General features: G+C 66.4%; 24 protein-coding genes and 2 tRNA genes. 9 read left to right on the top strand and 17 right to left on the bottom strand.

The annotated features are described in order from the left end of the window. Window positions 1–5 precede the first annotated feature (5 nt). On the top strand, window positions 6–590 hold the full coding sequence (locus ACSSV8_RS08375) for a YqgE/AlgH family protein (RefSeq protein WP_354540107.1): 585 nt from the start codon (window positions 6–8) through the stop codon (window positions 588–590). A gap of 26 nt (window positions 591–616) precedes the next feature. On the opposite strand, the gene ACSSV8_RS08370 is transcribed toward ACSSV8_RS08375, so the two are convergent. The 6 genes from ACSSV8_RS08370 to prfA form a co-directional block, all read right to left on the bottom strand. After that, the gene (locus ACSSV8_RS08370) at window positions 617–2,092 is read right to left on the bottom strand and encodes a carboxypeptidase M32 (RefSeq protein WP_454282122.1); all 1,476 of its coding nucleotides are present in this window, start codon (window positions 2,090–2,092) and stop codon (window positions 617–619) included. Between the two features lies 1 nt (window position 2,093). Continuing rightward, entirely contained in the window at window positions 2,094–3,236 is a 1,143-nt protein-coding gene (gene ctaA, locus ACSSV8_RS08365; protein ID WP_354540105.1) for a heme A synthase, read from the bottom strand. Window positions 3,237–3,288: 52 nt separating this feature from the next. Then, a complete protein-coding gene (locus tag ACSSV8_RS08360; RefSeq protein ID WP_454282121.1) occupies window positions 3,289–4,035 on the bottom strand; it encodes an RNA methyltransferase in 747 nt (248 codons plus the stop codon). Between the two features lie 23 nt (window positions 4,036–4,058). Beyond that, window positions 4,059–4,709, bottom strand: a complete 651-nt coding sequence (locus tag ACSSV8_RS08355) for a DUF4167 domain-containing protein (RefSeq protein ID WP_454282120.1) — start codon at window positions 4,707–4,709, stop codon at window positions 4,059–4,061. Between the two features lie 217 nt (window positions 4,710–4,926). Further along, complete coding sequence (gene prmC, locus ACSSV8_RS08350) at window positions 4,927–5,772, bottom strand: peptide chain release factor N(5)-glutamine methyltransferase (protein WP_454282119.1); 846 nt, start codon at window positions 5,770–5,772, stop codon at window positions 4,927–4,929. Further along, on the bottom strand, window positions 5,769–6,815 hold the full coding sequence (gene prfA / locus ACSSV8_RS08345) for a peptide chain release factor 1 (protein ID WP_454282118.1): 1,047 nt from the start codon (window positions 6,813–6,815) through the stop codon (window positions 5,769–5,771). The genes prmC and prfA overlap by 4 nt, the downstream gene beginning before the upstream one ends. A gap of 65 nt (window positions 6,816–6,880) precedes the next feature. On the opposite strand from prfA, the gene ACSSV8_RS08340 reads away from it, so the two are divergent. Continuing rightward, window positions 6,881–7,168 (top strand): hypothetical protein, encoded by a 288-nt coding sequence (locus tag ACSSV8_RS08340; protein ID WP_454282117.1) that lies wholly within the window; start codon window positions 6,881–6,883, stop codon window positions 7,166–7,168. Here ACSSV8_RS08340 and ACSSV8_RS08335 read toward each other — a convergent pair. The 3 genes from ACSSV8_RS08335 to ACSSV8_RS08325 are packed head-to-tail and all read right to left on the bottom strand — an operon-like array spanning window position 7,103 to window position 8,592. Then, a complete protein-coding gene (locus ACSSV8_RS08335; RefSeq protein ID WP_454282149.1) occupies window positions 7,103–7,504 on the bottom strand; it encodes a DUF1499 domain-containing protein in 402 nt (133 codons plus the stop codon). The genes ACSSV8_RS08340 and ACSSV8_RS08335 overlap by 66 nt on opposite strands. A gap of 6 nt (window positions 7,505–7,510) precedes the next feature. Then, window positions 7,511–7,885, bottom strand: a complete 375-nt coding sequence (locus ACSSV8_RS08330) for a cell division protein ZapA (RefSeq protein ID WP_454282148.1) — start codon at window positions 7,883–7,885, stop codon at window positions 7,511–7,513. Continuing rightward, window positions 7,885–8,592, bottom strand: coding sequence for a hypothetical protein (locus tag ACSSV8_RS08325; RefSeq protein ID WP_454282116.1), 708 nt, complete (start codon window positions 8,590–8,592; stop codon window positions 7,885–7,887). The genes ACSSV8_RS08330 and ACSSV8_RS08325 overlap by 1 nt, the downstream gene beginning before the upstream one ends. 194 nt (window positions 8,593–8,786) lie before the next feature. Here ACSSV8_RS08325 and tkt point away from each other — a divergent pair, with 194 nt between their 5' ends. Further along, a complete protein-coding gene (gene tkt / locus ACSSV8_RS08320) occupies window positions 8,787–10,796 on the top strand; it encodes a transketolase (RefSeq protein ID WP_454282115.1) in 2,010 nt (669 codons plus the stop codon). A gap of 226 nt (window positions 10,797–11,022) precedes the next feature. Next, window positions 11,023–12,246 carry an MFS transporter gene (locus ACSSV8_RS08315; protein ID WP_354540097.1) on the top strand — a complete coding sequence of 408 codons (1,224 nt, stop codon included), beginning with the start codon at window positions 11,023–11,025 and terminating at the stop codon, window positions 12,244–12,246. Window positions 12,247–12,613: 367 nt separating this feature from the next. On the opposite strand, the gene metG is transcribed toward ACSSV8_RS08315, so the two are convergent. Then, entirely contained in the window at window positions 12,614–14,326 is a 1,713-nt protein-coding gene (gene metG / locus ACSSV8_RS08310; RefSeq protein WP_354540096.1) for a methionine--tRNA ligase, read from the bottom strand. A gap of 60 nt (window positions 14,327–14,386) precedes the next feature. Between metG and ACSSV8_RS08305 the strand changes: the two genes are divergently transcribed. Continuing rightward, a complete protein-coding gene (locus ACSSV8_RS08305; RefSeq protein WP_354540095.1) occupies window positions 14,387–14,707 on the top strand; it encodes a hypothetical protein in 321 nt (106 codons plus the stop codon). A 394-nt stretch (window positions 14,708–15,101) separates the two neighbouring features. Next, window positions 15,102–15,177 (top strand) — tRNA-Thr (locus ACSSV8_RS08300). Window positions 15,178–15,820: 643 nt separating this feature from the next. Here ACSSV8_RS08300 and ACSSV8_RS08295 read toward each other — a convergent pair. The 5 genes from ACSSV8_RS08295 to ACSSV8_RS08275 form a co-directional block, all read right to left on the bottom strand. Next, window positions 15,821–16,018, bottom strand: a complete 198-nt coding sequence (locus tag ACSSV8_RS08295; RefSeq protein WP_354540881.1) for an HGGxSTG domain-containing protein — start codon at window positions 16,016–16,018, stop codon at window positions 15,821–15,823. 838 nt (window positions 16,019–16,856) lie between these two features. Continuing rightward, window positions 16,857–16,946, bottom strand: a tRNA-Ser gene (locus tag ACSSV8_RS08290). Window positions 16,947–17,017: 71 nt separating this feature from the next. Then, window positions 17,018–17,992: a quinone oxidoreductase family protein gene (locus ACSSV8_RS08285; RefSeq protein ID WP_354538197.1), complete on the bottom strand. Its 975-nt coding sequence runs from the start codon at window positions 17,990–17,992 to the stop codon at window positions 17,018–17,020. 63 nt (window positions 17,993–18,055) lie between these two features. Continuing rightward, on the bottom strand, window positions 18,056–18,910 hold the full coding sequence (locus ACSSV8_RS08280) for a universal stress protein (RefSeq protein WP_454282147.1): 855 nt from the start codon (window positions 18,908–18,910) through the stop codon (window positions 18,056–18,058). Between the two features lie 14 nt (window positions 18,911–18,924). After that, window positions 18,925–20,415: a SulP family inorganic anion transporter gene (locus ACSSV8_RS08275; protein WP_454282114.1), complete on the bottom strand. Its 1,491-nt coding sequence runs from the start codon at window positions 20,413–20,415 to the stop codon at window positions 18,925–18,927. A 285-nt stretch (window positions 20,416–20,700) separates the two neighbouring features. On the opposite strand from ACSSV8_RS08275, the gene surE reads away from it, so the two are divergent. From surE to ACSSV8_RS08260, 3 genes are all read left to right on the top strand, one after another. Next, a complete protein-coding gene (surE, locus tag ACSSV8_RS08270) occupies window positions 20,701–21,483 on the top strand; it encodes a 5'/3'-nucleotidase SurE (RefSeq protein ID WP_454282113.1) in 783 nt (260 codons plus the stop codon). Then, window positions 21,480–22,136, top strand: a complete 657-nt coding sequence (locus ACSSV8_RS08265; protein ID WP_354538201.1) for a protein-L-isoaspartate(D-aspartate) O-methyltransferase — start codon at window positions 21,480–21,482, stop codon at window positions 22,134–22,136. The genes surE and ACSSV8_RS08265 overlap by 4 nt, the downstream gene beginning before the upstream one ends. Window positions 22,137–22,206: 70 nt before the next feature. After that, window positions 22,207–23,373, top strand: a complete 1,167-nt coding sequence (locus ACSSV8_RS08260) for a peptidoglycan DD-metalloendopeptidase family protein (protein ID WP_454282112.1) — start codon at window positions 22,207–22,209, stop codon at window positions 23,371–23,373. A gap of 4 nt (window positions 23,374–23,377) precedes the next feature. Here the strand turns inward: ACSSV8_RS08260 and ACSSV8_RS08255 are convergent, their stop codons facing one another. Together ACSSV8_RS08255 and ACSSV8_RS08250 are read right to left on the bottom strand one after the other, a co-directional pair. Further along, window positions 23,378–23,557 carry a hypothetical protein gene (locus tag ACSSV8_RS08255; RefSeq protein WP_354538203.1) on the bottom strand — a complete coding sequence of 60 codons (180 nt, stop codon included), beginning with the start codon at window positions 23,555–23,557 and terminating at the stop codon, window positions 23,378–23,380. Further along, on the bottom strand, window positions 23,554–24,678 hold the full coding sequence (locus tag ACSSV8_RS08250; RefSeq protein WP_454282111.1) for a YeeE/YedE thiosulfate transporter family protein: 1,125 nt from the start codon (window positions 24,676–24,678) through the stop codon (window positions 23,554–23,556). The genes ACSSV8_RS08255 and ACSSV8_RS08250 overlap by 4 nt, the downstream gene beginning before the upstream one ends. Window position 24,679: the final 1 nt, after the last annotated feature.

Raw genomic sequence — 24,679 nt, 5'->3', positions numbered from 1 at the left:
GGGTCATGAGCGACACCGATCAAGACACCGCGCCGGTCGATCTTACCGGCAAATGTCTCATCGCCATGCCGGGGATGGGCGATCCGCGTTTTGCGCTTTCGGTGGTCTATCTCTGCGCGCATTCCCCCGAGGGGGCGATGGGGCTGATCATCAACAAGCCGACCGAGGATTTGCGGATGGCGGACCTGCTCGACCATCTCTCGATCACCCCCGGCGACGCGATGCGCAACCTGCCGGTGCATTTCGGTGGCCCTGTCGAGCATGGGCGCGGCTTCGTGCTGCATGATGACGGCTACCGCTCGAACCTGGCAACGCTGACTGTGGATCGCGGTTTCGGCATGACCGCCACGCTCGACATTCTGGAGGATCTGGCCGCAGGGCACGGACCGGAGCGCGCGATTCTCGCGCTTGGCTATGCCGGCTGGGGGCCGGGGCAGCTGGAGCAGGAACTGGCACAAAACGGCTGGCTCACCTGCGAGGCGGACAGCGATCTGGTCTTTGCCACGCCGGATGCGGGAAAATGGGAGGCGGCGCTGGCGCGGCTGGGTGTCTCGGCGCTGATGCTGTCGTCGGAGGCGGGGCGCGCCTGACGCGCCCACGCCGGGCCTCCCCCGTCTCAGCCGATCAGCGCGCCGAATTTTTCTTCCAGGTAATCGAGCAGCGGCTCCGCGCTGACCGGTGCGCCCGAGGCCCCGGCAATGAGATCGGCGGGCAGGTAGACCCCGCCATGCCGCTGCACCCGCTCGCGCAGCCATTCGCCCGCCACACCCGGCTCTCCGGCGGCGAGATGCGCATCAAGATCGGGCAGATCGGCGCGCAGCGCGGTGTGCAGGCAGCCGGCATAGACATTGCCAAGGCTATAGGTCGGGAAATATCCATAGAGGCCGAGCGACCAATGCACATCCTGCAACACCCCCTCCGAGGCGCGCGCGACCCGGTGGCCGAAATCCGCGGCGAAACGGTCGTTCCACGCCGCCTCCAGATCACGCACCGCCAGGTCGCCGGAAATGAGCGCCCGCTCCAGATCAAAGCGCAGCATGATATGCAGGTTGTATTGCACCTCGTCGGCCTCGGTGCGGATATGGCCGGGATGGACGCCATTGACCGCGCGATAGAAGGCGTCCTCGTCCGCAATGCCGAAATCGCCGAAGGCATCGACCATCCGCCCGAAAAGCCAGCCGCAGAACGCCCGGCTGCGGCCCAACTGGTTCTCGTAGATGCGGCTCTGGCTTTCATGCACCCCCATCGAGACGCCCTGCCCCAAGGGCGTCAGGCGGTAATCAGGGTCGATCCCCTGCTCGTAGCAGGCATGGCCGGTCTCGTGGATCGTGGAATAGAGACAGTTGAACGGATCGCGCTCGCTCACCCGCGTGGTGATGCGCACATCGTCGCCCGAGCCGGAACTGAACGGATGCACCGCCAGATCAAGCCGCCCGCGCGTGAAGTCATAACCGAACCGCCGCGCCACCTCGCGCGCTAGCCGCATCTGCGCCTCATGCGCGAAATGCCCGTTGACCGCGGGCCAGGGCGCATCAAGCGCCGCACCGCGCAGGGCCACCAGACGCGGGCGCATCGCGGCAAAGAGCCGTTCCAGCGCCGCCGCCGTCATCCCCGGCTCGTATTCGTCCAGAAGGGCATCATAGGCATCAGCGCCATCCGCGACCGCCGCCGCCTCCTCGCGTTTCAGCGCCAGCACCTCGGCCAGCGTGGGCGCGAAAGCCGCGAAATCGTCGGCGGCACGCGCCTCGGCCCATATGCCCTGCGCCCGGCTTGTCAGCCGCGCCAGCGCCACCGCAAGGCGCGCGGGCACGCGTGTGGCCCGCTCAAAATCGCGGCGGATGAGGCGCAATTCGGCCATGCTCTGCGTGTCCTCGGGGTCGGCCTCCTCCTCGGCTTCGGCCAGCAGGTGCCCGCGCGCGGGATCGGTGCGCCGCTCGTGCAGCACCGCCTGCATGGCACCCATCTCCTCGGAGCGCTGCTCGGCCGCGCCGCGCGGCATCATCGTCTCCTGGTCCCAGCCAAGACGTCCCGCCACCTGCGCCAGAGCGGCACTTTCGCGCTCGCGCGCCATCAGATCGTCATGGGCCGCCATGTCATCCTCCCCGGATGGATTGCGCGCGCGGATAAAGGCTCAGGAATCGCGCGCGCAGAACAAGCACCCAAAGCACGACCGCCACGAATTGATGCGTGATCGCCAGTTGCCAGGGCGCAATGTAAAGCACCGTCATGATTCCCAGCAGCATTTGCAACAGCAGAACGGCAAAGACGGCATTGAATGCCCCGCGCGTGGTGCCATGCGCGCTGCGCCGTCCCCGCAGCCAGACCACGATCCCGAAAGCCAGGAGCAGATAGCCGCTCATCCGGTGAATGAACTGCACCGTGCCGGGGTTCTCGAAGAGGTTGCGCCACCAGGGCTTCAATTCCATCATGTCGGGTGGCAAAAAGCCCCCGGCCATCAGCGGCCAGTCGGTATAGGTGCGGCCTGCGTCGATCCCGGCCACCAACGCGCCGATGAGGATCTGCAACAAGGCGAAATGCATGAACCCGGTGGAGAGACGGAACAGCCGGTCCTCGCGCCCGCGCCGCGCCTGCATCAATTCGCGCTCCTCGCGGCCAAGCGAAAAGACATACCAGGCGATAAGGCCGAGGATCACAAAGGCAAGCCCCAGATGCGTGGCCAGCCGGTAGGAGGCCACCGCGATCATCTCGCCCTGCAACCCCGAGGACACCATCCACCAGCCGATTGCCCCCTGCGCGCCGCCAAGCGCCCCCAGAAGCAAGAGCCGCCCGGTCCAGCCGCGCGGAATCTGCCACGCGACGAGGAAGCCGAAAAAGCCGATTGCCCAGACAAGGCCGATCACGCGGCCCAGTTGCCGGTGGCCCCATTCCCACCAGTAGATGAATTTGAATTCCGCCAGGGTCATGCCCTTGTTGAGCAATTCATATTGCGGAATGGCGCGATACTTGTCGAATTCCACCTGCCAGTGCGCCTCGGACATGGGCGGCAGCGCGCCCGTGACGGGCCGCCATTCGGTGATCGAGAGACCGCTATCGGTCAGCCGCGTCAGCCCCCCGACCGCGATCATCACCACCACCAAGGCGAAGAGCCCCATGAGCCAGAGCCGGATACCCCGCCGCGCGCCGCGACGCCCTGTGTCGATGAGCCCGCCTTGCGGCACGGGCCCGGGGGCGCGCGCCTCGCCCACCTCCTCGAAAATGCTGCGTTTTTTGGCCATGTTCCGCCTCGTTCCTGATCGCGCCAGAGATTAGGCCGCGCGCCCCACGCCTTCAACCACGCCCGGCCCACCGGACCATCTGCCGCATGATGCCGTGCAGGATCCGCACATCGGCGCGCGTCAGAGGCATCCGGCTCCAGAGATTGCGCAGGTTCAGTTTCATCCGCGCTGCCTTGTCCTCGGGGAAAAAGAACCCCGCCGCGTCCAGCCGCTCCTCGTAATGTGCGGCCAGCCGGTCAATCTCGGTCAGATCGGCCCAGTCGGCACCGGCCATGTCCACGCGCGCGGCCACAACTTCCGTGGTGACGCGCCGCCAGTCATAGCCGCAGAGCAGCACGCATTGCGCAAGGTTGAGGCTGGGAAAGTCGGGATTGACCGGCACGGAGATGAGCGCGTTGGCGCGCGCCACATCCTCGTTTTCCAGCCCCGCGCGCTCTGGCCCGAAGAGCACCGCCACCCGCTCGCCCTCCGCTATACGGCGGGCGGCCTCGGCCATGGCGTGTTCGGGGGAAAAGACAGGCTTGGTCAGGCCGCGCGTGCGCGCGGTCGTGGCCATCACGTAAGAGCAATCGGCAATCGCATCGCCCAGATCACCAAAAAGACCGGCCTCATCCAGCAGCCGCCCCGCCCCGCTGGCCATGGCACCCGCCGCCGGATTGGGCCAGCCGTCGCGGGGGGCGACAAGGCGCATCCGGTCAAGGCCGAAATTCCACATTGCCCGCGCGGCGGCACCGATATTCTCGCCCATCTGCGGGCGCACGAGCACAAAGACGGGCTGGCGAGGCTGCGGGTCGGTCATCTGCGATCAAGCGCGCGAGCCGGTTACTCGGCCGCTTCCGCCGGACCGGAAGACTGCTCCGGGCCGCCGCCAGTGCCACCGTCATTGCCACCATCATTGCCGTTGCCGTTTTCCGGCTTGGGCTTGCGGGTGCGGGGCCTGCGCGTGGTTTTTTTCACCGGCGATGCCTCCGGCACCTCGGCGGGTCGCGTCTCGTGGCGGCTCTCGGGCGTCTCGACAAGGCCGCTCTCCTCGCCGGTCACAGGCGCGAAAATATCGGGCTGCGGGGCCTGTGCGGGGTCCGGGCGTTCGCCCTGCCCGCCATGGCCACCCTGGCCGCCCTGCCCGCCATTGCCGCCCTGCCCGCCATTGCCGCTCTGGCCCCGGTCCCGGTCATTCTGGCGGTCGCGGTTCTGGCGCTCGTGCTCCTCGCGCCGCGCTTCCTGCTCGCGCGCCGCCTCGTTCAGCATCCGCTGATAATGCTCGGCGTGCTGCTGGAAATTCTCGGTCGCCACGCGGTCGCCGGAAAGCTGTGCGTCGCGGGCAAGCTGGTTGAACTTGTCGATGATCTGCTGCGGCGTGCCGCGCACCTTGCCCTCGGGGCCGGAACTGTCGAACACCCGGTTGATGACATTGCCGACGGTGCGGTTGCGGTTGTTCGACTTGTTGCGCGAACGTGACTTCGTTGGTCTCATATGTATGTAGTCCAGCCTTGTGGTCTGAGTGCCGCTTGATCCGGGCGATGCGCGGTTGCGCGAAAATATGCCGGGTCGGACATGTCTTGGCTTGATCCTCGCGCGGGATGCCGGTCAGGGCCTCCGCCTGCGCGATGTCCCCACTAACCACGCGGTCCGCCCCCTGACAAGCGAAAAGCGCGCGACTCCCGGCGCGCAGCGCGGTTTTTCGCCACTCTCACGCGGTTTTGTCGGGCAGGTGAGCGCCCACCACCCGGTCCCGCCCGTCGAGATCGGGCATCACGCGGATGCCTGTCAGCCCCGCAGCGGCGAAAATCCCGGCCACCGCCGCGCCCTGTCGCCAGCCGATTTCCACAAGGATCCGCCCCCCCGGCACCAGATGCGCGCGTGCGCCATCCGCCAGCGCCCGATAGGCCGAGAGGCCATCACCGCCATCGCCAAGCGACATGTGGGGATCGTGGCCGCGCACCTCGGGGGCCAGCCCCGCCATCTCGGCCTCGGAGATATAGGGCGGGTTGGACACGACCAGATCGAACCGCCCGTCGATTCCGGCGAACCAGTCGCTTTCCACCAGATCGAGCCGCGCCGCCACCCCGTGCCGCGCCGCATTGGCCCGCGCAACGGCGAGCGCGGCGGGTGACAGATCGCTCGCCACGCCCTGCGCGCCGGGCCACTCGGCCAGCAGCGTCACCGCGATGCAGCCCGTTCCCGTGCCCAGATCAATCAGCCGCGCGGGCGCGGCTCCCTCCAGCGCCGCCGCGATCAGGCATTCGGTCTCGGGGCGCGGGTCGAGCACATCGGGCGTGACGGTAAACTCCCGGCCCCAGAAGAGCCGCCGCCCGAGGATCCGCGCCACCGGCTCCCGGCCCGCGCGCCGCGCCAGCATCGCGTGGAGCCGCGCCGTGGCCCCGCCCCCCATCTCATCGCCGAGATGCAGCGTGAGCCGGTCGCGCGCCACCCCCATCGCCTCGGCCAGAAGCGCGCGCGCATCCCCCCCCGCGCCATCGATTCCCGCGGCCTCCAGCCTGCGCACGGCCGCGCGGAGCGCCTCGGCCCCGGTCATGTCATCTCGGCCAGAAGCCGCGCCTGCGCATCCGCCGTCAACGCCTCGGTCAGCTCGTCCAGATCGCCCTGCATCACCTGATCGAGCTTGTAGAGCGTGAGGCCGATCCGGTGATCCGTCACCCGCCCTTGCGGGAAATTATAGGTGCGGATGCGCTCGGACCGGTCGCCGGATCCCACCTGCGCCGCGCGCTCCGCCGCGCGGTCGCCATGCGCCTTCTGCCGCTCCATGTCGAAAAGCCGCGCGCGCAACACCTCCATGGCGATGTCGCGGTTGCGGTGTTGGGATTTCTGGCTGCTCGTGACCACAAGGCCGGTGGGGATATGGGTGATCCGCACGGCCGAATCGGTGGTGTTGACATGCTGCCCGCCCGCGCCCGAGGATCGCATCGTATCGATGCGCAGATCGTTCGGATCAATGCGGATATCGACCGCCTCCGCCTCGGGCAGCACCGCCACGGTGGCGGCAGAGGTATGGATGCGTCCGCCGCTCTCGGTCTCGGGGACGCGCTGCACGCGGTGGACGCCCGATTCGAACTTGAGCCGGGCAAAGACCCCCTCGCCGCGCACCCGCGCCACCAGCTCGCGGATGCCGCCCAGTTCGCTTGTCTGTTCCTCGATCACCTCGAAGGCCCAGCCGTGCGCCTCGGCGTGGCGCTGATACATGCGCATGAGGTCCGCGGCGAAAAGCGCCGCCTCCTCGCCCCCCGTGCCGGGCCGGATCTCGAGGATGGCCGGCCGGGCATCGGCAACGTCACGCGGCAAGAGCGCGAGATGCAACGCGCGCTCCATCTCCGGAAGCCGGGCCTCTATGTCGGCCACCTCGCCGACGGCCAGTTCGTGCATCTCGGGATCATCGAGCAAGGCCCGCGCCGCCGCCAGATCGCTCAGCGCCTGCCGGTAGGCGCGGATTTCCTCGACCACGGGGCGCAGCTCGGCATATTCGCGCCCCAGACGTGCGATATCACCGCCACCCGCCGCCATCTGCGCCTCGATATAGTCGAAGCGTTCGGCGATCTGCTGCAATCTGTCCATGGGCACCATGGGGGCGATCCTCTGTCCCATCATCGTGACTTGGTCAAGGCCAGTTTCGTTGCTATACTATGCACATGAGATTGCTGTTGCCCCTTCTGTTGCTCGCGGCCACGCCCGCGCTTCCCGATGCCACCATCGGCGGCAAGACGGTGGAATGCTATTGCACCGACACGCAGGGCGCGCGGGTCGAACTGGGCGAAATGATCTGCCTGCGCGTGGATGGCAAGATGTTCATGGCCAAATGCGGCATGTCGCTCAACGTGCCGATCTGGCGCAAGGTCAGCGACGGCTGCCTGTCATCGGGCCTCGGCCAGACGTTGCAGCCAGCCGTCGACACGGGCGGCGTTGACGCCCAGATCTGAGCGCCCGAACCGCAGCCGTGCGAAAATCTCCAGCATCTCGTCCGACTGCCTCACCGTCGTGTAATCGGGAAAACCCATGACGCGCGAGCGCGTCACATAGGTGATCATCCCCTCACCGACCGAGCCTGCCAGGACCCGCGTGCGCGGCGTGGCGCGAGCAATCGCATCGAGCGCGGCCAGATCGCCCGCCACCCGGCGCATCGCGCCCCCCTCAAGATCGCGGTTGGTGATCGTGCCGGGCATCTGGTGCCAGCGCGCGGGGTCCGAGGGCGCCAGCCGGATGAACGCGACAAGCGCCACCGAGAGCGCCAGAACGACAAGCGCGGCGAGGCGCAGCACGGCCTAGCCCGCCTCTGCCGGATCGAGCGTGTCGGCCAGGGCCTCGGCGCGGGCGGCGATCTCGGCCAGCGTGTCGATCACCGCAGCTGGCACCACCGGCACCTCCACCCGCTCGGCCTCGGGCGCGGGCGCGCCGCGAAGCCCGGCCAGTTCCGCCTCGGCCTGCGCCAGCCGGTCCTGAAGATTGGCGGTCTTGTCGGCCAGCATCAGCCCCGCCATCAGCAGCATCCGCACCTCGGGGATGCGCCCGATCTGCGCGGCCAGAACGGCCGCCTCCTCGTCGAGCATCCTGGCCGCGCTCAGCAGATACGGCTCTTCGCCCGCCTGACAGGCCACCTCGAAAGCGCGCCCGCCGATTTCAATCGTCACTTCCGCCATCATGCGTCCTCCGTCTGGCCGTCGGCCCCGGCCACGGCGCGGTCGATCTCCGAGAGCACAAGCGCCACCTCGTCCCGATCCGCCTCGCGCGCCGCGCGCAGCGCCTCGAGCTCGGCCATCATCGCCTTGTTGATCAGATGCGGCTCGGCCACGCCCGCCTCGTGGGCCGCGCGCAGGGCCGCGTTGCTATCGCGCAACTGGTCATTGGCGCGGCGCAGCAATTGCAGATCGGCATCGAGCTTGCGCAACGCCTCGCTCTGCGCGTCGCCCTTTCCTGTCGGTGCGGTTTCCGCCTCGGCCAGCCGCGCGTGGAGCACCTTCACCCGCTCTTCAAGCTGCGCATTGGCGAGCTTTTCCTCCTCGAGCGCCTCTTGCAGCGCCGCGACATCGACGCCGTCCTCGCGCGCGGCGGCGGCCCTCGCCGCCTCTGCCGCATCTGCGCGCGCTTCAGCCTCGGTCCTGGCCTCTTCAGCCGCCGTCACAAGGGCCTCTGCCTCTCTGCGCGCCGCCTCGGACGCCGCTGCGCGGGCCACAGCCTCGGATTTCGCGGCCTCGGCGGCGCTTGCGCGGGTCTCGGCCTCCGACAGCGCAGCCTCCGACGCGCCGCCCTGGTTCGTATCGTCCATTGCCGCGCGCGCCTCGACCCCGCGCCCGATCCGGTCGAGCGCCTCCATGATGCGCGCCTGCAACTCGTCGATCTGGCTCATCTTCCCGATCCCTCGCTTTCCTGCCTTGCTTTTTTGAAACCAAAGCCGCGACGAATCAACAGGCAGCCCGGTTTTGTGCAAGTCTAGCCCGTAAACACGCCGAATGCGCCCCCCATCGGGGGCCCGCGCTTGATCTTCCCGGTCGGGCTGATATTGAGCGGGGCAATCGCAGCCACACTCAAAGGACGCTCCCCTTGGACATCGCCGCCCTGCGCCAAGCGCACCCCGATCACTGGATGAAGGCCACCGCCATCCGCGCGCTCACGCTCGACGCGGTCGCCGCCGCCAATTCCGGCCATTCCGGCATGCCCATGGGCATGGCCGACGCCGCCACCGTGCTCTACGAGAAGCACCTGAAATTCGACGCGGCCAACCCCGACTGGCCGGATCGTGACCGGTTCATCCTGTCGGCGGGCCATGGTTCGATGCTGCTTTACGCGCTCCTGCATCTGACCGGCTATGCCGACATGACGATCGAAGAGATCCGCAATTTCCGCCAATGGGGTGCCAGGACGGCGGGCCACCCGGAATACGGCCATGCCAAGGGCATCGAGACCACCACCGGCCCGCTTGGTCAGGGCATCTCCAACGCCGTCGGCTTTGCCATGGCCGAGGAATCCTTGCGCGCGCGCTTCGGCGCGAAACTGATGGATCACCATACTTACGTGATCGCCGGCGACGGTTGCCTGATGGAGGGTGTCAGCCAGGAGGCGATCGGCCTTGCCGGGCGGCACCGCCTGTCGCGGCTTATCGTGCTGTGGGACAACAACAACATCACCATCGACGGCACCGTTGATCTGGCGGACCGCACCGATCAGGTCGCGCGCTTCCGCGCGAGCGGATGGGAGGTGATCGAGATCGACGGGCACGATCCGGTTGCCATCGACGCCGCCCTGAGCGCCGCCAAAAAGAGCGACCTGCCCACGATGATCGCCTGCAAGACCCATATCGCGCTTGGCCACGCGGCGCAGGACACCTCCAAGGGACATGGCGCGCTGACCGACGCCGCACAGCTTCGGGCGGCCAAGGATGCCTATGGCTGGCCCCATGGCCCCTTCGAGATCCCCGCAGAGGTGAAATCGGCTTGGGAGGCCATCGGGCGGCGCGGCGCGGCGGCCCATGCCGACTGGCAGGCGCGGCTTGCCGCCTCGCCCAAGAAGGCCGAGATCGCGCGCATCTTCGCCCGCGAGGTGCCTACCAAGCTCTCGGCCCGGATCAAGGCGCTCAAGAAGCAGGTCAGCGAGGAGGCCCCCAAGGTTGCCACCCGCAAATCGAGCGAGATGGTGCTCGAGATCGTGAACCCGATCCTGCCCGAGACCATCGGCGGCTCTGCCGATTTGTCGGGCTCCAACAACACCCGCTCGGGCGACATGACCGTCTTTGACGTGGATAACCGCAAGGGCCGCTACATTCATTGGGGCATCCGCGAACATGGCATGGCGGCGGCGATGAACGGCATGGCGCTGCATGGCGGCATCCGCCCCTATGGCGGCACCTTCATGTGCTTTACCGATTACGCCCGCCCCGCCATGCGTCTGGCCGCCCTGATGAAAATCCCGACCGTGTTCGTGATGACCCATGACAGCATCGGTCTGGGCGAGGATGGCCCGACCCACCAGCCGGTCGAGCACCTGGCGATCAGCCGCGCCACGCCCAACACCTGGGTGTTCCGCCCCTGCGACACGGTCGAGACCGCCGAGGCGTGGGAACTGGCGTTCAGCACCAGGGAAACGCCGTCGGTCCTGTCGCTCACCCGCCAGAACCTGCCCACGCTGCGCCGCGAGCACAAGGCGAAGAACCTCACCGCGCAAGGCGCCTATGTGCTGGCCGATGCGACAGGCAAGCGTCAGGCGATCCTCATGGCCACCGGTTCGGAGGTCGAGATTGCCATGGCCGCACGCGATCTGTTGCAGGCCGAGGGCATCGGCACACGTGTCGTCTCCATGCCCTGCTGGGAGCTCTTCGAGGAGCAGGATGACAGCTATCGCCGCCGCGTCCTGCCTGCGGGCCCGGTGCGCGTGGCCATCGAGGCGGGAATCCGCTTTGGCTGGGACCGCTGGCTTTACGGCGAGCGGGGCCGCCGCGAGAAGGGCGATTTCGTCGGCATGCACGATTTCGGTGCCTCCGCCCCGGCCGAAGTGCTCTACGAGAAATTCGGCATCACGGCCGAAGCGGTGGCCGCCAAGGTCAAGGCCATGCTCTGAGCGCGCCACGCGCCGACATCAGCCTTTGCCTTTGCCCGTCTCACCCTTGGGCCTGACCCGAGGGTCTCCTGCCAGCAGGAGATCCCCGCCTGCGCGGGGATGACCGGGCGCACGGAGACGAGGTCGCCCCACCTCGCCCGGCAATCCCGGCCCTTTGCCGAATCCGACGCGATCATGTCGAAAACGTATGGTTCGCCGCGCCCGGTCCTGCGATGCTGGGCCTACCATGCGCCTTCTCATCTCCTTCACCGCGCTTTTCCTGTCGGTCGTGCTCCTGCAACTCTCGACCGGCGGCGTCGGGCCGCTCGATGCGCTCTCGGGGATCGTTCTGGGCTTTACCACCACCGAGATCGGCCTGCTTGGATCGGCCCATTTCGTGGGCTTCTTCATCGGGTGCTGGTTCGCGCCGCGCCTCATGGGCTCGATCGGGCACTCACGCGCCTTCGCCGCCTTCACCGCTGCGGGTGCCATCGGCCTTCTGGCGCATATGATGGTGACGAACCCCTATGCCTGGGCGCTGATGCGGGTGGCGTCGGGGCTGTGCGTGGCGGGGTGCTACACGGTGATCGAGGCCTGGTTGCAGGCCAAGGTCACCAACGAGACGCGCGGGCGCACCATGGGGGTCTACCGGGTGGTGGATATGGGGGCGTCTCTGGCGGCGCAACTGATCATCTCGGTGCTGACGCCGGCCGCCTATGTCTCCTACAACCTGCTGGCCATGCTGTGTTGCGCGGCGCTTTTGCCGCTCACCCTGTCGCGCCTGCGCGAGCCAGAGACGCCCGAGGCCCCGCGCCTGCGCCCGATGCTGCTTGTCGCCTGCTCGCCGCTCGCCACGGCGGGGGTGCTGGTGGCGGCACTGTCGAGTGCGTCCTTCCGCATGGTCGGGCCGCTCTATGGCCAGCAGGTCGGCCTTGCCATCGACCAGATCGCGGGGTTTCTGGCCATCTTCGTGCTGGGGGGCGCGGTGGCGCAATATCCGGTGGGCTGGCTGGCGGATCGCCATGACCGCCGCCGGGTGCTCATCGGCCTCTCGCTCGCGGCGATCCTGTCGTGCCTCACGACCGCGACCATCGAGGGGCTGGGCACCCCCGGCATTCTGGCCACGGCCTTCTTCTTCGGCATGACAACGTTTCCGATCTATTCGATCTCTGCGGCCCATGCCCATGATTTCGCCGACGCCTCCGAGCGGGTGGAGCTTTCGGCCGCGCTCATGTTCTTCTTTGCCGTGGGGGCCATCGCCGCGCCGCTCATGGCCTCGACGCTGATAGAGGCCTACGGCCCGCCTGCCATGTTCTACATGATCGCCATGGGCCACGGGGCGCTGGTGGTGTTCGGATTCTGGCGGATGTGGAAGCGACCCGGCGCCGAAACCCGCACCGCCTATGTCTGGTCGCCGCGCACCTCGTTCCTGATCGGACGGCTCACCGGACGCAGCCGCGACAGGCGCTAGGTCGCCTCCGGGGCGAGGCGCTGTGCGAGGGGGGGGGCGGTTTTGGCGTTGAGGGGACGTTGACGGCAAGGTCCCCTTGCGCGGAATCGAGGCGCGCCTTGGCGCGCCACTTCTCTCTGTCTTGGCCCCACTATGGCCCTGCCAGTTCCACAAGCCCCGATCCAGCGCGCTGGCCTCATTCGCCTTTCCCGGGCGGACCCAAGAGCGTGCAGGCGATTGAACTTCCCGCTTATCTCGTGCAATGCGTCGCGCGGCCTAGACGGTTGGGAGAGCGCGCGCAAGGCCAACAGAGCCATGATCCCGAACGTGGAGAGGGGAATTCCGGCGCGCTGCTACCGCCGTCGCCCGGTCGCCCCGTCGTGCGGCCTCACCCCCTCACGCCCGCGAACCGCACCTCCCAATCCTCGCGCTGCTCGTCGGTGATCTTGGCAAAGAGCACCTCTGGCACCTCGAAGGCGTGGCCGGGTTTGAGCGCCTCCAGCGCCGTGGCCGCGTCGCCGGGCCAGCCCCCCTCCGGCGTGTGCATCGCGGCCAGCATCGACGCGGCGGCGTCGGGGATGAACGGCGCTGAAAGCACCGCATAAAGCCGTATCAGGTTGAGCGCGAGGCGGATTTGCATGGCGGCCTGTCCGGGATCGGTCTTGAATGTGGACCAGGGGGCTGCCTCTTGCAGGTATTCGTTGCCCTCGACCCATATGGCGCGCAGGGCGGCGGCGGATTTGCGCACCTCCATCGCCTCCATATGCGCCTCATATTCGCGGATGCGGGTTGTCAGGCGGGCGATCAGCGCCTCTTCCTGTGGGCCGTATGATCCGCCCTCGGGCACCGCCTCGCCGAATTTCGAGCGGCAGAACTTGGTCACGCGGGAAACGAAATTGCCCAGAACATCGGCGAGGTCCTTGTTCACCGATGCCTGGAAATTCTCCCATGTGAACTCGGAATCCGAGCTTTCGGGCGCGTGGCTCAGGAGCCACCAGCGCCAGTAATCGGCGGGCAGGATCTCGAGCGCCTGATCCATGAACACGCCGCGCCCGCGCGAGGTGCTGAACTGGCCGCCGTCATAATTGAGGTAATTGAAGGACTTGATGTAATCCACCAGCTTCCACGGCTCGCGCGACCCAAGGATCGTGGCGGGAAAGCCGAGCGTGTGAAAGGGCACGTTGTCCTTGCCCATGAATTGCGTGTAGCGGACATCATTCGCGCCCTTGTCGGTGCGCCACCAGCGTTCCCAATCCGCGCCCTTGCCCGCCTCGACCCATTCCTGCGCGCAGGCGATATATTCGATGGGGGCGTCGAACCAGACATAGAACACCTTGCCCTCCATCCCCGGCCAGTCCTCGTCGCCGCGCTTGACCGGGATGCCCCAGTCAAGGTCGCGGGTGATGCCGCGATCCTGAAGCCCGTCGCCATCGTTGAGCCATTTCCTGGCAATCGAGGTGGTGAGGACCGGCCAGTCGGTCTTGGAATCAATCCACGCCTCAAGCTCGTCCTTCATCTGAGACTGGCACAGGTAAAGATGCTTGGTTTCGCGCATTTCCAGATCGGTGGCCCCCGAGATGACCGAGCGGGGATTGATCAGGTCAACCGGATCGAGCTGCTTGGTGCAGTTGTCGCATTGGTCGCCGCGCGCAGAGTCGAACCCGCAATTGGGGCAGGTGCCCTCGATGTATCGGTCGGGCAGAAAGCGCCCGTCGGTGGGCGAATACATCTGCGTCTCCGACACCTCGCGGATGAGGCCCTCCTCATGCAGGCGCTTGGCGAAATGTTGGGTCAGCCGGTGGTTTTGCGGCGAGGAGGAGCGCCCGAAATGATCGAAGCTGAGGCGGAAGCCCTCTGCGATCCGTGCCTGAACGCTGTGCATTTCGGCGCAATAGTCGGCCACCGGCTTGCCCGCCTTGGCGGCGGCCAGCTCGGCTGGGGTGCCATGCTCATCCGTGGCGCAGAGAAACAGCACCTCATGCCCCCGCGCGCGGCAGTAGCGGGCGTAGAGATCAGCGGGAAGCTGGCTGCCCACCAGGTTGCCCAGATGCTTGATCCCGTTGATATAGGGAATCGCCGAGGTGATGAGATGCCGTGCCATCCTGCCTGTGCCCTTGTCCTGCGTCGCGCCCCGTTTAACGTGGAAGTTGGGGCAGTTCCAGTGGGCGACGTCTGGCGGATGGTGGGCAAGGGTGTTCCGGCCTGTCACGGGCGAGGCGGCTGTGGGGCGCGTGGCGGAGGTGCCACGGAACGCGAGGGCCACACGATCAAGACTTTCCACACCCCGGACGATCTGCCCGGCCCGCTCGCACGAAGTTTGACCTCATGGAGCGGGCGGCGGGGCCTGACCGATGACCCCGCGAACGATCCGCATGACGCGATGCTCTGCCGCGTCGCCTCGCACCAGATCGACAAGTCAACGGCAATCGCCGCGCTGGCTTGGGATGATGCGACGAGGGGCAAGACGGTCCTGATTGCCTGATCTTGCAGACAAAGTCGTTCATGTCGCCTTGGAGGACGATGGCGCCGGTTTCGATATCATCTCTTTTGAACCCGATGGCACTGCGGCCTCCGCTTCGGACATGGTTGCAGGGTCACGCGCCTGAGGGGCGTAAACCGCAGCTTGCCTGTGTCTCGTCCACGGTTATTGTCTGCCATGACAAAGAGGTAGCAGAGCCGGTGACGGCGCTCAATTGCTGTTGCACGTCGGCGCTTCGTCGTTTAAACGGGGCATCGCGTGGCCCCAATGGCTCGGCTGGTAGAGCACTTCATTCGTAATGCGCGGGTCCGCCCGAGAATGACGTTCGAAGCCAGCGGGTTGGGGCTGGTGACTGAAAGTTAGTAAGGCCATAGTATGGCCGTGTGTGAAGGGTTAAGCCGCTTTAGCTCAGTTGGTAGAGCACATCATTCGTAATGATGGGGTCAGGTGTTCGAGTCACCTAAGCGGCACCATTAAAATCAGGCAAGTTCCTGTTTTTAATGGAAAAAATGATAGGCCACTTTTATCTTATCCCCCTAATTATACACCCTTTGTCTCGCGCTCAATCGGACAGAGTTGACGTGAAAGACAGCGTTCCTTGTCTGGCGAAACTAGCCCCACAATGTTGACACACTCCAAGCCCACCGATAGCCTCGAACTATATGGGTTCGTCAGGTACAGGGCATGAGAGTAAACAGACATTTTATTTCCGTATGGGTTGTAGCCTTTTTAGCAGGATGCAATGCATCTACCTTTTCCAAGATTGAGGAAAGTAAGCCTGTTAGCTTATCCCCCGCGCAGGTCGCGCAAATACAAGACACTGTTACCAAAGGATTTTTCGACCCGGAATCAGCGCAATTCAGAGACGTTCGAGCCGTTTAGGTTTCGCTTTCCAACGGTTCACGCGAGGTCAGGGTTTGCGGAGAGGTAAATGGGAAAAACAGGATGGGGGGATACGTTGGCTACGAAATGTTCGGCGGCACGTTGAGCAACGGGCGATTCCAGCGCGTTGATTTTTTTGCCCCCTGTGAAGCGTGGTAACAAAAACGATACTCAGCGCCCGTTGTCGAGAAATTTAGTGCCAGTGAAGCCCAGCCCTTGCACGCACAGTGAAGGTTATACCGCACCGCGCGTCACCCTCCAAGCTTGCCAACGCTGACGCTGCGCCTCTGCGATACGTTCGCGGCCCTCGGGTGTTCGCGGCCCGGTGCTCATTCCGCCGTGAAATTTGCACCGCCGCTTGCCCGGTAATGGCTTGGCCCGGCATGGCGTCCCCTTGCGCGTCTCTGCCCCGCACCTTTTAGGGGGTGCCATAATTCCCGTGCCGCCTAACACCCCACCCCGCGCGCGCATTAGTGGGCGGAAATTCTCCCGTCGGGCAAGGAAACGGGCGGAAGGGTAAATATGCCTCTGCGACAGTTGGCCATAGCCCAGCGCGTTCAATATCCGCTCCGGTGCCCAGCCGCGAAGGTCAACCGTCGGCTTGCCTTCCCAATACTTCACCGAATCGGGGTGCAGCCCGGCCAAAGCAGCAAGCGCCGGGCGCGATAGCCCCTTTCGCCTTCGCAGGGCGCGCAGTTCATCGCCGGTCATGTCGTCGTTACCCATGCACGCCGCTTTCCGCACCAGTGCCGCCCATCCGGCCCATGTCGCTCCCATGCGGTCAGGTCGCGCCATGCGTCGAGCGACACAACGCGGCCCGTCCATGTCAGCGGGTTTCCCGCGACGGATACCCGCGAACTGCCCCAACATGAGATACAGTGGCCAGATCGGCGCTGTTATCAGGATTGCCCACCAAGGCTGTCCGGTGAAAAGCATGACCAGAGCGATGATGATCGCGACAAACGCGTAAATCCAGAGCGCGGCTGGGGCCGTGGCATTGTCCATTGCGCGAGCCTCAGCCTCTTCTTCCGCGCATCTTCATGCGCTCTCTCACACGCATCACCGCCGCGTCCGGTTGATCGTCCTCATCGGGTTCATCATTGAGCATGCTTCGAGGCTATGCGCCGGGGCTGACTCCAATCAAGGGAGTTCACTGACCCTGAGGGACTTTTTGCCTCCAAAGGCTGACATCAATGTGGTCGAAAATGTGGTTGTAGCTCGGATTTAAGACTTATTTCATAAATCTTTTCAGTATCTTATGTTGTTTTAGTGGCGGAGCCGATGGGATTCGAACCCACGAGACCCTTCCGGGCCTACTCCCTTAGCAGGGGAGCGCCTTCGACCACTCGGCCACAGCTCCGTTGATGCGTATAACGGGGCGGGCGGCGGGAACACAAGGCTGAATTTGCCCTGCGTTCCGAAAGCCTTCGATCAGAGCGTGATCACCGTGGAGCCGGTGGTCTCGCGCGCCTCGAGGGCGCGATGCGCCTCGGCGATCTCCTCGAGCGGGTAGCGCCGGCCGATGGTGGGGCGCACCGCGCCGCTGCCGACCTTGTCGAAGAGGTGCCGCGCCATGTCCTGACAGCGCGCGTGATCGGCGAGAAAGGTAAAAAGAGTCGTGCGCGTCATCTTGAGCGAGCCCTTGGCCGCCAGCGTCAGCAGGCTCACCGGCGCGACCGGGCCCGAGGCATTGCCGAAGGAAATCATCATGCCGAGCGGTTTGAGGCAGTCGAGCGAGCGCTCGAACGTGTCCTGCCCGACCCCGTCCATCACCACATCGACGCCCGCGCCACCGGTCAGCGCCTTGACCTCTTCGACGAAATCGCCCGAACGGTAGTTGAGGCAGGTCTCGGCCCCGTTCTCGACCGCGAGCGCACATTTCTCATCCGTCCCGGCGGTGCCGATCAGGCGGATACCTATGGCGCGCGCCCATTGGCAGGCCAGAAGCCCCACGCCCCCGGCGGCGGCGTGAAAGAGCACGCTCTGTCCCTTTTCCAGCGGCCAGACCCGGTGAAAGAGATATTCCACCGTCATGCCCTGCAACATGATCGCGGCGGCCTCCTCGAAGGAAATCCCCTCGGGCAGCGGGCAGACCTGGGCGGCGGGCATGACGCGGGCCTCCGTGTAGGCCCCCGGCGGGGTGGCGGCATAGGCCGCGCGGTCGCCGGGTTTGAGATGGCTGACGCCCGCGCCCACGGCCTCGATCACGCCTGCGGCCTCCATCCCGAGGGCATGAGGCAGGGCGAGCGGGTAAAGCCCGGTGCGCTGATAGACGTCGATGAAGTTGAGGCCACAGGCCTCGTGGCGGATGCGGATCTCACCCGGACCCGGCGCGCCGACCTCACGCTCGACCAGCGTCAAAACCTCGGGGCCACCGGTTGTCTCGATTACCACAGTGCGTGCCATGACGCGTCCCTCCCTGTCCTGTTCGCGGCGCAGTCAACACCAGCGGTCAGGGCATGGCAAGGCTCAGCGCACCAGCACCACGGGCACCTTGCAGGAGCGGACCATTTCCGTGGTGGTGGAGCCGATGATCAGGCTGCGGATGCGGCTGTGGCCGTAGGCACCCATCACCACCATGTCAAAGCCCGCCTCCTCCACCAGCTTGCCGAGCGCCGTCTCGGGCTGGCCCGCGACCACATCCGTCTCGGCCTCGATCCCGGCGGCGACCAGAAGCGCGCGGGCATCTTCCAGCCCCTTCCTGACGTCCGGCGTGGCCGGGCCGACCGTCACCACATGCACCTTCAGCCCGGAGAAAAGCGGGCTGCGCGCGATGTGATCGACCGCCTTCATCGCCGAGGTGCCGCCGTCATAGGCCACGAGCACCTTGTCGATGGGCTGAAACGCGCGGGAGGCCACGAAAACCGGCTTGTGACTGGCGCGCACGATGCGTTCGAGGTTCGATCCCAGATGGCCCTTGGCGAAATCGGCGGCCTCGCCGCGCTTGCCGATCACGATCACGCGGGCGTCATGCTCGACCTCGGCCACCGTCTCGACGATATCGCCTTGCCGCAGGCGGGTGGTGATCTCGTTGATCTCGGCCTTCTCAAGGATCGCGCGCGCGTCTTCCAGGATCGCCCGCCCGCGATGCGCCACCAGCTTCGCGCGCTGCGCGTCAAGCTCGGCCAGTTCCTCCAGCAATGCCGTGCGCGCGCCCAGTCTGATCGCGCCTGAAAGGTCCTGCTTCTCCGCCCCTTCGCGCCGCCCGAGCACATGCAGCAACTCGACCGCCGCGCCGGTGCGCTGCGCGATCCAGGCCGCGTGGTCGCAGACCGAGGCCGAATAGATCGACCCGTCCACCAATGCGATCACCTTGTCCGTCATGGTCATATCCTCCCTCAATGCGCCATCAGCTTGTCCATCGCGCCCGGCTTGTCATGAATGGCAAGCTTGTCGACGATGGTTTCCGTGGCCTCGTTCATCCCGATGATCTCGACCTCGGCCCCGTCGCGGCGGAATTTGAGGATCACCATGTCAAGCGCCTGAACCGAGGAAATATCCCAGATATGCGCGCGGCTCACGTCGATGATGACCTTTTCCAGCGCTTCCTTGAAGTCGAAAGCGTTCATGAAATCCTCGACCGAGCCATAGAAAAGCTGCCCCTCCACGACGTAGGTGCGGTGGCTGCCGCTCTTGGTTATATGGCTCGTCACCTTGAAAAGCTGCGCGATCTTGCCGGCAAAGAAGATGCCCGACAAGAGCACGCCCACCAGCACCCCGATGGCGAGGTTGTGGGTATAGACCACCGTCACCACCGTGGCGATCATCACGATCGAGGAGGAGCGCGGATGCTCGCGCAGGTTTCGGATCGACGACCACGAGAACGTGCCGACCGAGACCATGATCATGATCGCCACGAGGGCCGCCATCGGGATCAGGCTGACCACATCGCCGAGCCCCACCACCATCGCCAGCAGGAATACCCCCGCCGAAAAGGACGACAGCCGCCCGCGCCCGCCGGATTTCACGTTGATGATCGACTGGCCGATCATCGCACAGCCCGCCATGCCGCCGATGAAACCGGTCGCGGTATTGGCGATGCCCTGCCCGACCATCTCCTGAGAGCGGTTGGATTTGGTGTCGGTCAGGTCATCGACGATGTTCTGGGTCATCAGGCTTTCCAGAAGGCCCACGACCGCCACCGCCATGGAATAGGGCAGGATGATCATCAGCGTCTCGAAGGTCAGCGGGATTTGCGGGATCAGGAACACCGGCAATGTGTCGGGCAGCGCGCCCATATCGCCCACGGTGCGCACATCGAGACCCATGAAGTAGGCGATTGCGGTCAGCACAACAATGGTCACCAAGGGCGACGGAATGGCGCTTGTCAGCAGCGGAAAGAGATAGATGATCGCCAACCCCGCCGCCACCAGCACAAAGGTGATCCATGTCACGGCGCGCGGATCAAGCTCGGGCAGTTGCGCCATGAAGATCAGGATCGCCAGCGCGTTGACAAAGCCGGTCATCACCGATTTCGACACGTAGCGCATGATGAAGCCCAGCCGCAGCACCCCCGCCGCGATCTGGATCAGGCCCGCCAGCACCGTCGCGGCCAGCAGGTATTCCAGCCCGTGATCACGCACCAGCGTGATCATCAGCACCGCCGTCGCGGCGGTGGCCGCCGAGATCATGCCCGGCCGACCGCCGGTGAACGCGACCAGCACCGAAATCGAGAAGCTGGCGTAAAGCCCCACCTTCGGGTCTACGCCCGCGATGATCGAAAAGGCAATCGCCTCGGGGATGAGCGCCAGCGCGACCACCAGCCCGGCGAGGATATCGCCCCTGACATTGCCGAACCATTGTGCCCGATAGGCGTCGAGAGAAATCATGCGTTCATACGTTCCTGCCCGGCGCATTTGGCCTCCGGGCTGTCCTTGTTCGTGTGTCTTTCGGGGAACCGGCAACCGGTGGCACCGACATGCGCCTTTCCGCTCCGCCATATGATCTCTCTCTATCCGGTGGGTGCGGTGCTGCCAACCGAAAATCGCCGCATTGCAGCGTTGCGCCCTGCGCAAGTCAGAGGACAACTTGCGTGTTCCCGGGTTGCGCGCGCGGCGCTTGTTGCCCGCAGTCGGGCGGGGTAGAGAGGGATCGAAGGCAAGAGGGGCAGCTACATGCGCATTCTGATCACAAATGACGACGGCATCAACGCACCGGGCCTTGCGGTGCTTGCGGAAATCGCCACCGCCCTTGCGGGCGATGCCGGTGAGGTCTGGACCGTGGCCCCCGCCTTCGAGCAATCGGGCGTGGGCCATTGCATCTCCTATACCCGTCCGATGATGATCAGCGAAATGGCCCCGCGCCGCTATGCCGCCGAGGGCAGCCCGGCCGATTGCGTGCTGGCCGGGCTTTATGACGTGATGAAGGACGCGCGCCCCGATCTGGTACTCTCGGGCGTCAATCGCGGCAACAACTCGGCCGAGAACGCGGTCTATTCCGGCACCGTGGGCGCGGCGATGGAGGCAGCGTTGCACGGTGTGCCCGCGGTCGCGCTCAGCCAGTATTATGGCCCCGCGCAGCGCGACACCCCCGACCCGTTCGAGGCCGCGCGCGTGCACGGCCTGCCCGTGCTGCGCCGCCTGCTGGACAAGGGTGTGTGGACGCGCGACGATTACGGCATCTTCTACAACATCAACTTTCCGCCCGTCCCGGCGGCGGATGTCAAGGGCATCCGCGCCGCGCGACAGGGCTTTCGCCGCGACATGGGCTTTGGCGTGCAGCCCGCGCATTCCCCCTCGGGGCGGCGGTTCCTGTGGGTCACGGGCGCGCCGCAGAACATGCCCACCAGCCCCGGCTCGGACGCGGATGTGAACCTTCAGGGCTATATCTCGGTCACGCCGATGCGCGCGGATCTCACGGCGCATGACGCGCTGGAGGCGCTGAAAGCCATCGAATGAGCGACGGGGACGATCATATCGCCGAACGCAAGATGCAGTTCCTTTATGCCCTGCGCTCGCGCGGTGTGACGGATGCGCGCGTGCTCACCGCGATGGAGCGGATGGACCGTGGCCCCTTCGTGCGCGGCTATTTCACCGACCGCGCCTATGAGGACATGCCGCTGCCCATTGCCTGCGGCCAGACCATCAGCCAGCCCTCGGTGGTGGGGCTGATGACGCAGGCGCTGAAGGTCACGCCGCGCGACAAGGTGCTCGAGGTGGGCACCGGTTCGGGCTATCAGGCCGCGATCCTGAGCCAGCTTGCCCGCCGCGTCTATACCGTGGACCGTCACCGCCGCCTCGTGCGCGAGGCGTGCGAGATTTTCGCGGCACTCGATCTGACCAATATCATAGCGCTCACCGCCGATGGCAGCTTTGGCCTGCCCGAACAGGCGCCCTTCGACCGGATCATCGTGACGGCAGCGGCCGAGGATCCGCCGGGGCCGCTCTTGGCGCAACTCAAGATCGGCGGTATCATGGTCTTGCCCGTCGGTCAGTCCGACGCGGTGCAGCATCTCATCCGCGTGACCCGGCACGAGACCGGATACGAGTATGACGAGCTGCGCCCGGTGCGCTTCGTGCCGCTGGTCGAGGGGCTGGGGCGAGATGGGTAGGGGCCCGCACGGGCACGGCGCGACAAGAGGCGCAAAGGCAGGACGAGGCAGGAAACAGGGAGTATCGAGGATGCGACAGTTACCGCGACATCTGGCGATCGGCACGGGGCTGGCTTTGGGGCTTGCCGCCTGTAGCCAACCGCTCGACATCGACATGCGCGGGGCCTTCGGCAACGCGCCCAGCACCGCCGACGCGGCGCGCACCGCCAGCACGGCGCGCCCGCAGCCCGACGAACGCGGCATCATCTCCTATCCCGGCTATCAGGTGGCGGTGGCGCGGCGCGGCGATACGCTCGCGCGGCTGGCCACCCGTATCGGGGCCGACGCCGAGGAGCTTGCCCGCTTCAACGGCATCCAGACCGGCGACATCCTGCGTGACGGCGAGATCGTGGCCCTGCCCCGCCGTGTCGCCGAACCGACCGGCGGGCCGATCCGGCCGCCTTCGGGCGTCGATATTGCCTCGGTGGCGGGCGGGGCCATCGCGCGCGCCGATGCGCAACAGGTCCGAACCACGACACTCGCCCCCGCGGCGCAGGTGGGCACAGAGCCCGTGCGCCACCGGGTCGAGCGCGGCGAGACGGCCTTTTCCATCGCGCGGCTCTACAACGTCTCGGTGCGCAGCCTTGCGGACTGGAACGGGCTCGGACCCGATTTCGCCGTGCGCGAGGGTCAGCATCTGCTCATTCCCGTGGCAACGCCCGGCGCGACGCCCCCGCCGCGCGAAGCGGCGGCCGCCCCGGCCGCCGTCAGCCCGCCCGGCTCCGGCTCGCCCACACCCACGCCGCCAAGCGCGGCACAGCCCCTGCCCGCAGAAGAGACCCGGCCGGTCGCCACACCGACCCCGCCGGTCGCCGCCCCGGACCTCGGCCAAACCGCAACAGGCAGCGCGCGCATGGCGCAGCCCGTCGAAGGCTCGATCATCCGCGACTATGCCAAGGGCCGCAATGACGGCATCGACATCGCCGCCACCCCCGGCGCGCCCGTGAAGGCCGCCGATGCGGGCACGGTTGCCGCGATCACCGAGGACACCAACGGCATCCCCATCATCGTGATCCGCCATCAGGGCAGCCTGCTCACCGTTTATTCGAACGTGGACGCGCTCAGCGTCAAGAAGGGCGATACCGTTGCACGCGGCCAGAAGATCGCCGAGATCCGCCGCGACGGCGCGGCCGCGCTGCATTTCGAGGTGCGCGACGGGTTCGAAAGCGTCGATCCCAACCGGTTTCTCAATCCCTGAGCGCTCAGCGCGTCAGCGGCGGCGGGGGCGCGGCACAATGCCCGCCGGTGGCCGCCAGACCCGAGCCGAGCGCAATCATCGGCGGGGCGTTATAGGGGTTGAGCGGCTGCGACTGCGCCTGATCGAGCGCCAGCAGCCCGGCCACCCCCAGCGCCACCAGAAGCGTCACATGCACCCGCCTCATCGCCGCGCCTCCAGACCCAGCGAGGGCCGTAGCCTGATCCCCACCCAGGATCCGGCAAAGGCCGCCGCGAACCAGACCCAGCCATGCGCCGAGCCGGTGGCGATGCCGCTGAAGAACGCGCCGATATTGCAGCCGAAGGCCAGCCGCGAGCTGTAGCCCAGCACCAGCCCTGCCACGATCACCGCCACCCAGGCGCGCGCGGGCAGCACGCCCACAGGCGAGGCAAGACCCGCCCGCCACCACGCCACCAGCGCCGCGCCGCCGATGAGGCCCAGATCGGTGAGCGAGGTGATATCCAGCAAAAGGCTGGCCTTGACCTGCGCCGCATTGGCCGGAGCCGACCAGAAGACCGACCCCGAGAGATCACCGCCCACGGCCACCACACCCTTGGCCACCCAGAGACCAAGGCCGTAGACCACGCCCCAGGGCTGTCCCGCCACGACCAGATGCAGGATGGCCAGCGCCGCCAGCGCCAGCAGCGCGCCCCAGTATCGGGCAGGCAGCCGGTGACTGCCGCGGCGTCCGATCACGAGCGCCAGCGCCGCCACCCCGGCCAGCCCGAGAAGCGTGATGCCAAGTCCGCCCGTCCCTTCCAGCGCCATGACCGGCAGGCTGCCAAGCGCGGTCCACCAGCTCAGGTGCCAGGCGCCTGCGAAACTGCCGATGGCGAAGAAGGGCAGCGCCACCGCGCCGATGGCATTGCCGCTCCCGGCATTGACCAGCGTGCCCGAGCCGCAGCCAAGCACGATCTGCATCGCCGCGCCAAAGACGAAGGCCCCGCCAATCATCGCCAGCCCGATGGGCGCATGGGCCCCCTTCAACTCGGCCCCGTTGGCGGCCAGCAGCGGCAGCGCCGCACAGGCGACAATGGCAATCGCCAGAAGCTGCGCCAGCAGGCCAGAGGCGTCGCGCTCGAGGATCATCCGCCGCCACGGCCCGGTAAAGCCGAAGCGAAAACCTTCAAGCGTGAGGCCGAACCCCAGCCCGATCAGCAGCACCAGCCCCGAACGTGGCCCTGCGAACAGCGCCACAATCAGGACGGTCGCCGCCACGAGGGCAAGCATCAATGCGCGCGGCACAAGGCCCGGCGCGGTGGTGGCAGCGGGCGTGGCCGTGGTCATG

Source organism: Roseovarius sp. MBR-79 (genome assembly GCF_053628555.1).
The sequence above is the reverse complement of the archived record's forward strand: the minus strand, read 5'-3'. Positions and strand labels throughout refer to the sequence as shown.

Coding starts and splice junctions, on each gene's coding strand:
- ACSSV8_RS08375 (WP_354540107.1), top strand. CDS start 6: ATGAGCGACACCGATCAAGACACCGCGCCGGTCGATCTTACCGGCAAA.
- ACSSV8_RS08370 (WP_454282122.1), bottom strand. CDS start 2,092: ATGGCGGCCCATGACGATCTGATGGCGCGCGAGCGCGAAAGTGCCGCT.
- ctaA (WP_354540105.1), bottom strand. CDS start 3,236: ATGGCCAAAAAACGCAGCATTTTCGAGGAGGTGGGCGAGGCGCGCGCC.
- ACSSV8_RS08360 (WP_454282121.1), bottom strand. CDS start 4,035: ATGACCGACCCGCAGCCTCGCCAGCCCGTCTTTGTGCTCGTGCGCCCG.
- ACSSV8_RS08355 (WP_454282120.1), bottom strand. CDS start 4,709: ATGAGACCAACGAAGTCACGTTCGCGCAACAAGTCGAACAACCGCAAC.
- prmC (WP_454282119.1), bottom strand. CDS start 5,772: ATGACCGGGGCCGAGGCGCTCCGCGCGGCCGTGCGCAGGCTGGAGGCC.
- prfA (WP_454282118.1), bottom strand. CDS start 6,815: ATGGTGCCCATGGACAGATTGCAGCAGATCGCCGAACGCTTCGACTAT.
- ACSSV8_RS08340 (WP_454282117.1), top strand. CDS start 6,881: ATGAGATTGCTGTTGCCCCTTCTGTTGCTCGCGGCCACGCCCGCGCTT.
- ACSSV8_RS08330 (WP_454282148.1), bottom strand. CDS start 7,885: ATGGCGGAAGTGACGATTGAAATCGGCGGGCGCGCTTTCGAGGTGGCC.
- ACSSV8_RS08325 (WP_454282116.1), bottom strand. CDS start 8,592: ATGAGCCAGATCGACGAGTTGCAGGCGCGCATCATGGAGGCGCTCGAC.
- ACSSV8_RS08315 (WP_354540097.1), top strand. CDS start 11,023: ATGCGCCTTCTCATCTCCTTCACCGCGCTTTTCCTGTCGGTCGTGCTC.
- metG (WP_354540096.1), bottom strand. CDS start 14,326: ATGGCACGGCATCTCATCACCTCGGCGATTCCCTATATCAACGGGATC.
- ACSSV8_RS08295 (WP_354540881.1), bottom strand. CDS start 16,018: ATGGCACCCCCTAAAAGGTGCGGGGCAGAGACGCGCAAGGGGACGCCA.
- ACSSV8_RS08285 (WP_354538197.1), bottom strand. CDS start 17,992: ATGGCACGCACTGTGGTAATCGAGACAACCGGTGGCCCCGAGGTTTTG.
- ACSSV8_RS08280 (WP_454282147.1), bottom strand. CDS start 18,910: ATGACGGACAAGGTGATCGCATTGGTGGACGGGTCGATCTATTCGGCC.
- ACSSV8_RS08275 (WP_454282114.1), bottom strand. CDS start 20,415: ATGATTTCTCTCGACGCCTATCGGGCACAATGGTTCGGCAATGTCAGG.
- surE (WP_454282113.1), top strand. CDS start 20,701: ATGCGCATTCTGATCACAAATGACGACGGCATCAACGCACCGGGCCTT.
- ACSSV8_RS08265 (WP_354538201.1), top strand. CDS start 21,480: ATGAGCGACGGGGACGATCATATCGCCGAACGCAAGATGCAGTTCCTT.
- ACSSV8_RS08260 (WP_454282112.1), top strand. CDS start 22,207: ATGCGACAGTTACCGCGACATCTGGCGATCGGCACGGGGCTGGCTTTG.
- ACSSV8_RS08255 (WP_354538203.1), bottom strand. CDS start 23,557: ATGAGGCGGGTGCATGTGACGCTTCTGGTGGCGCTGGGGGTGGCCGGG.
- ACSSV8_RS08250 (WP_454282111.1), bottom strand. CDS start 24,678: ATGACCACGGCCACGCCCGCTGCCACCACCGCGCCGGGCCTTGTGCCG.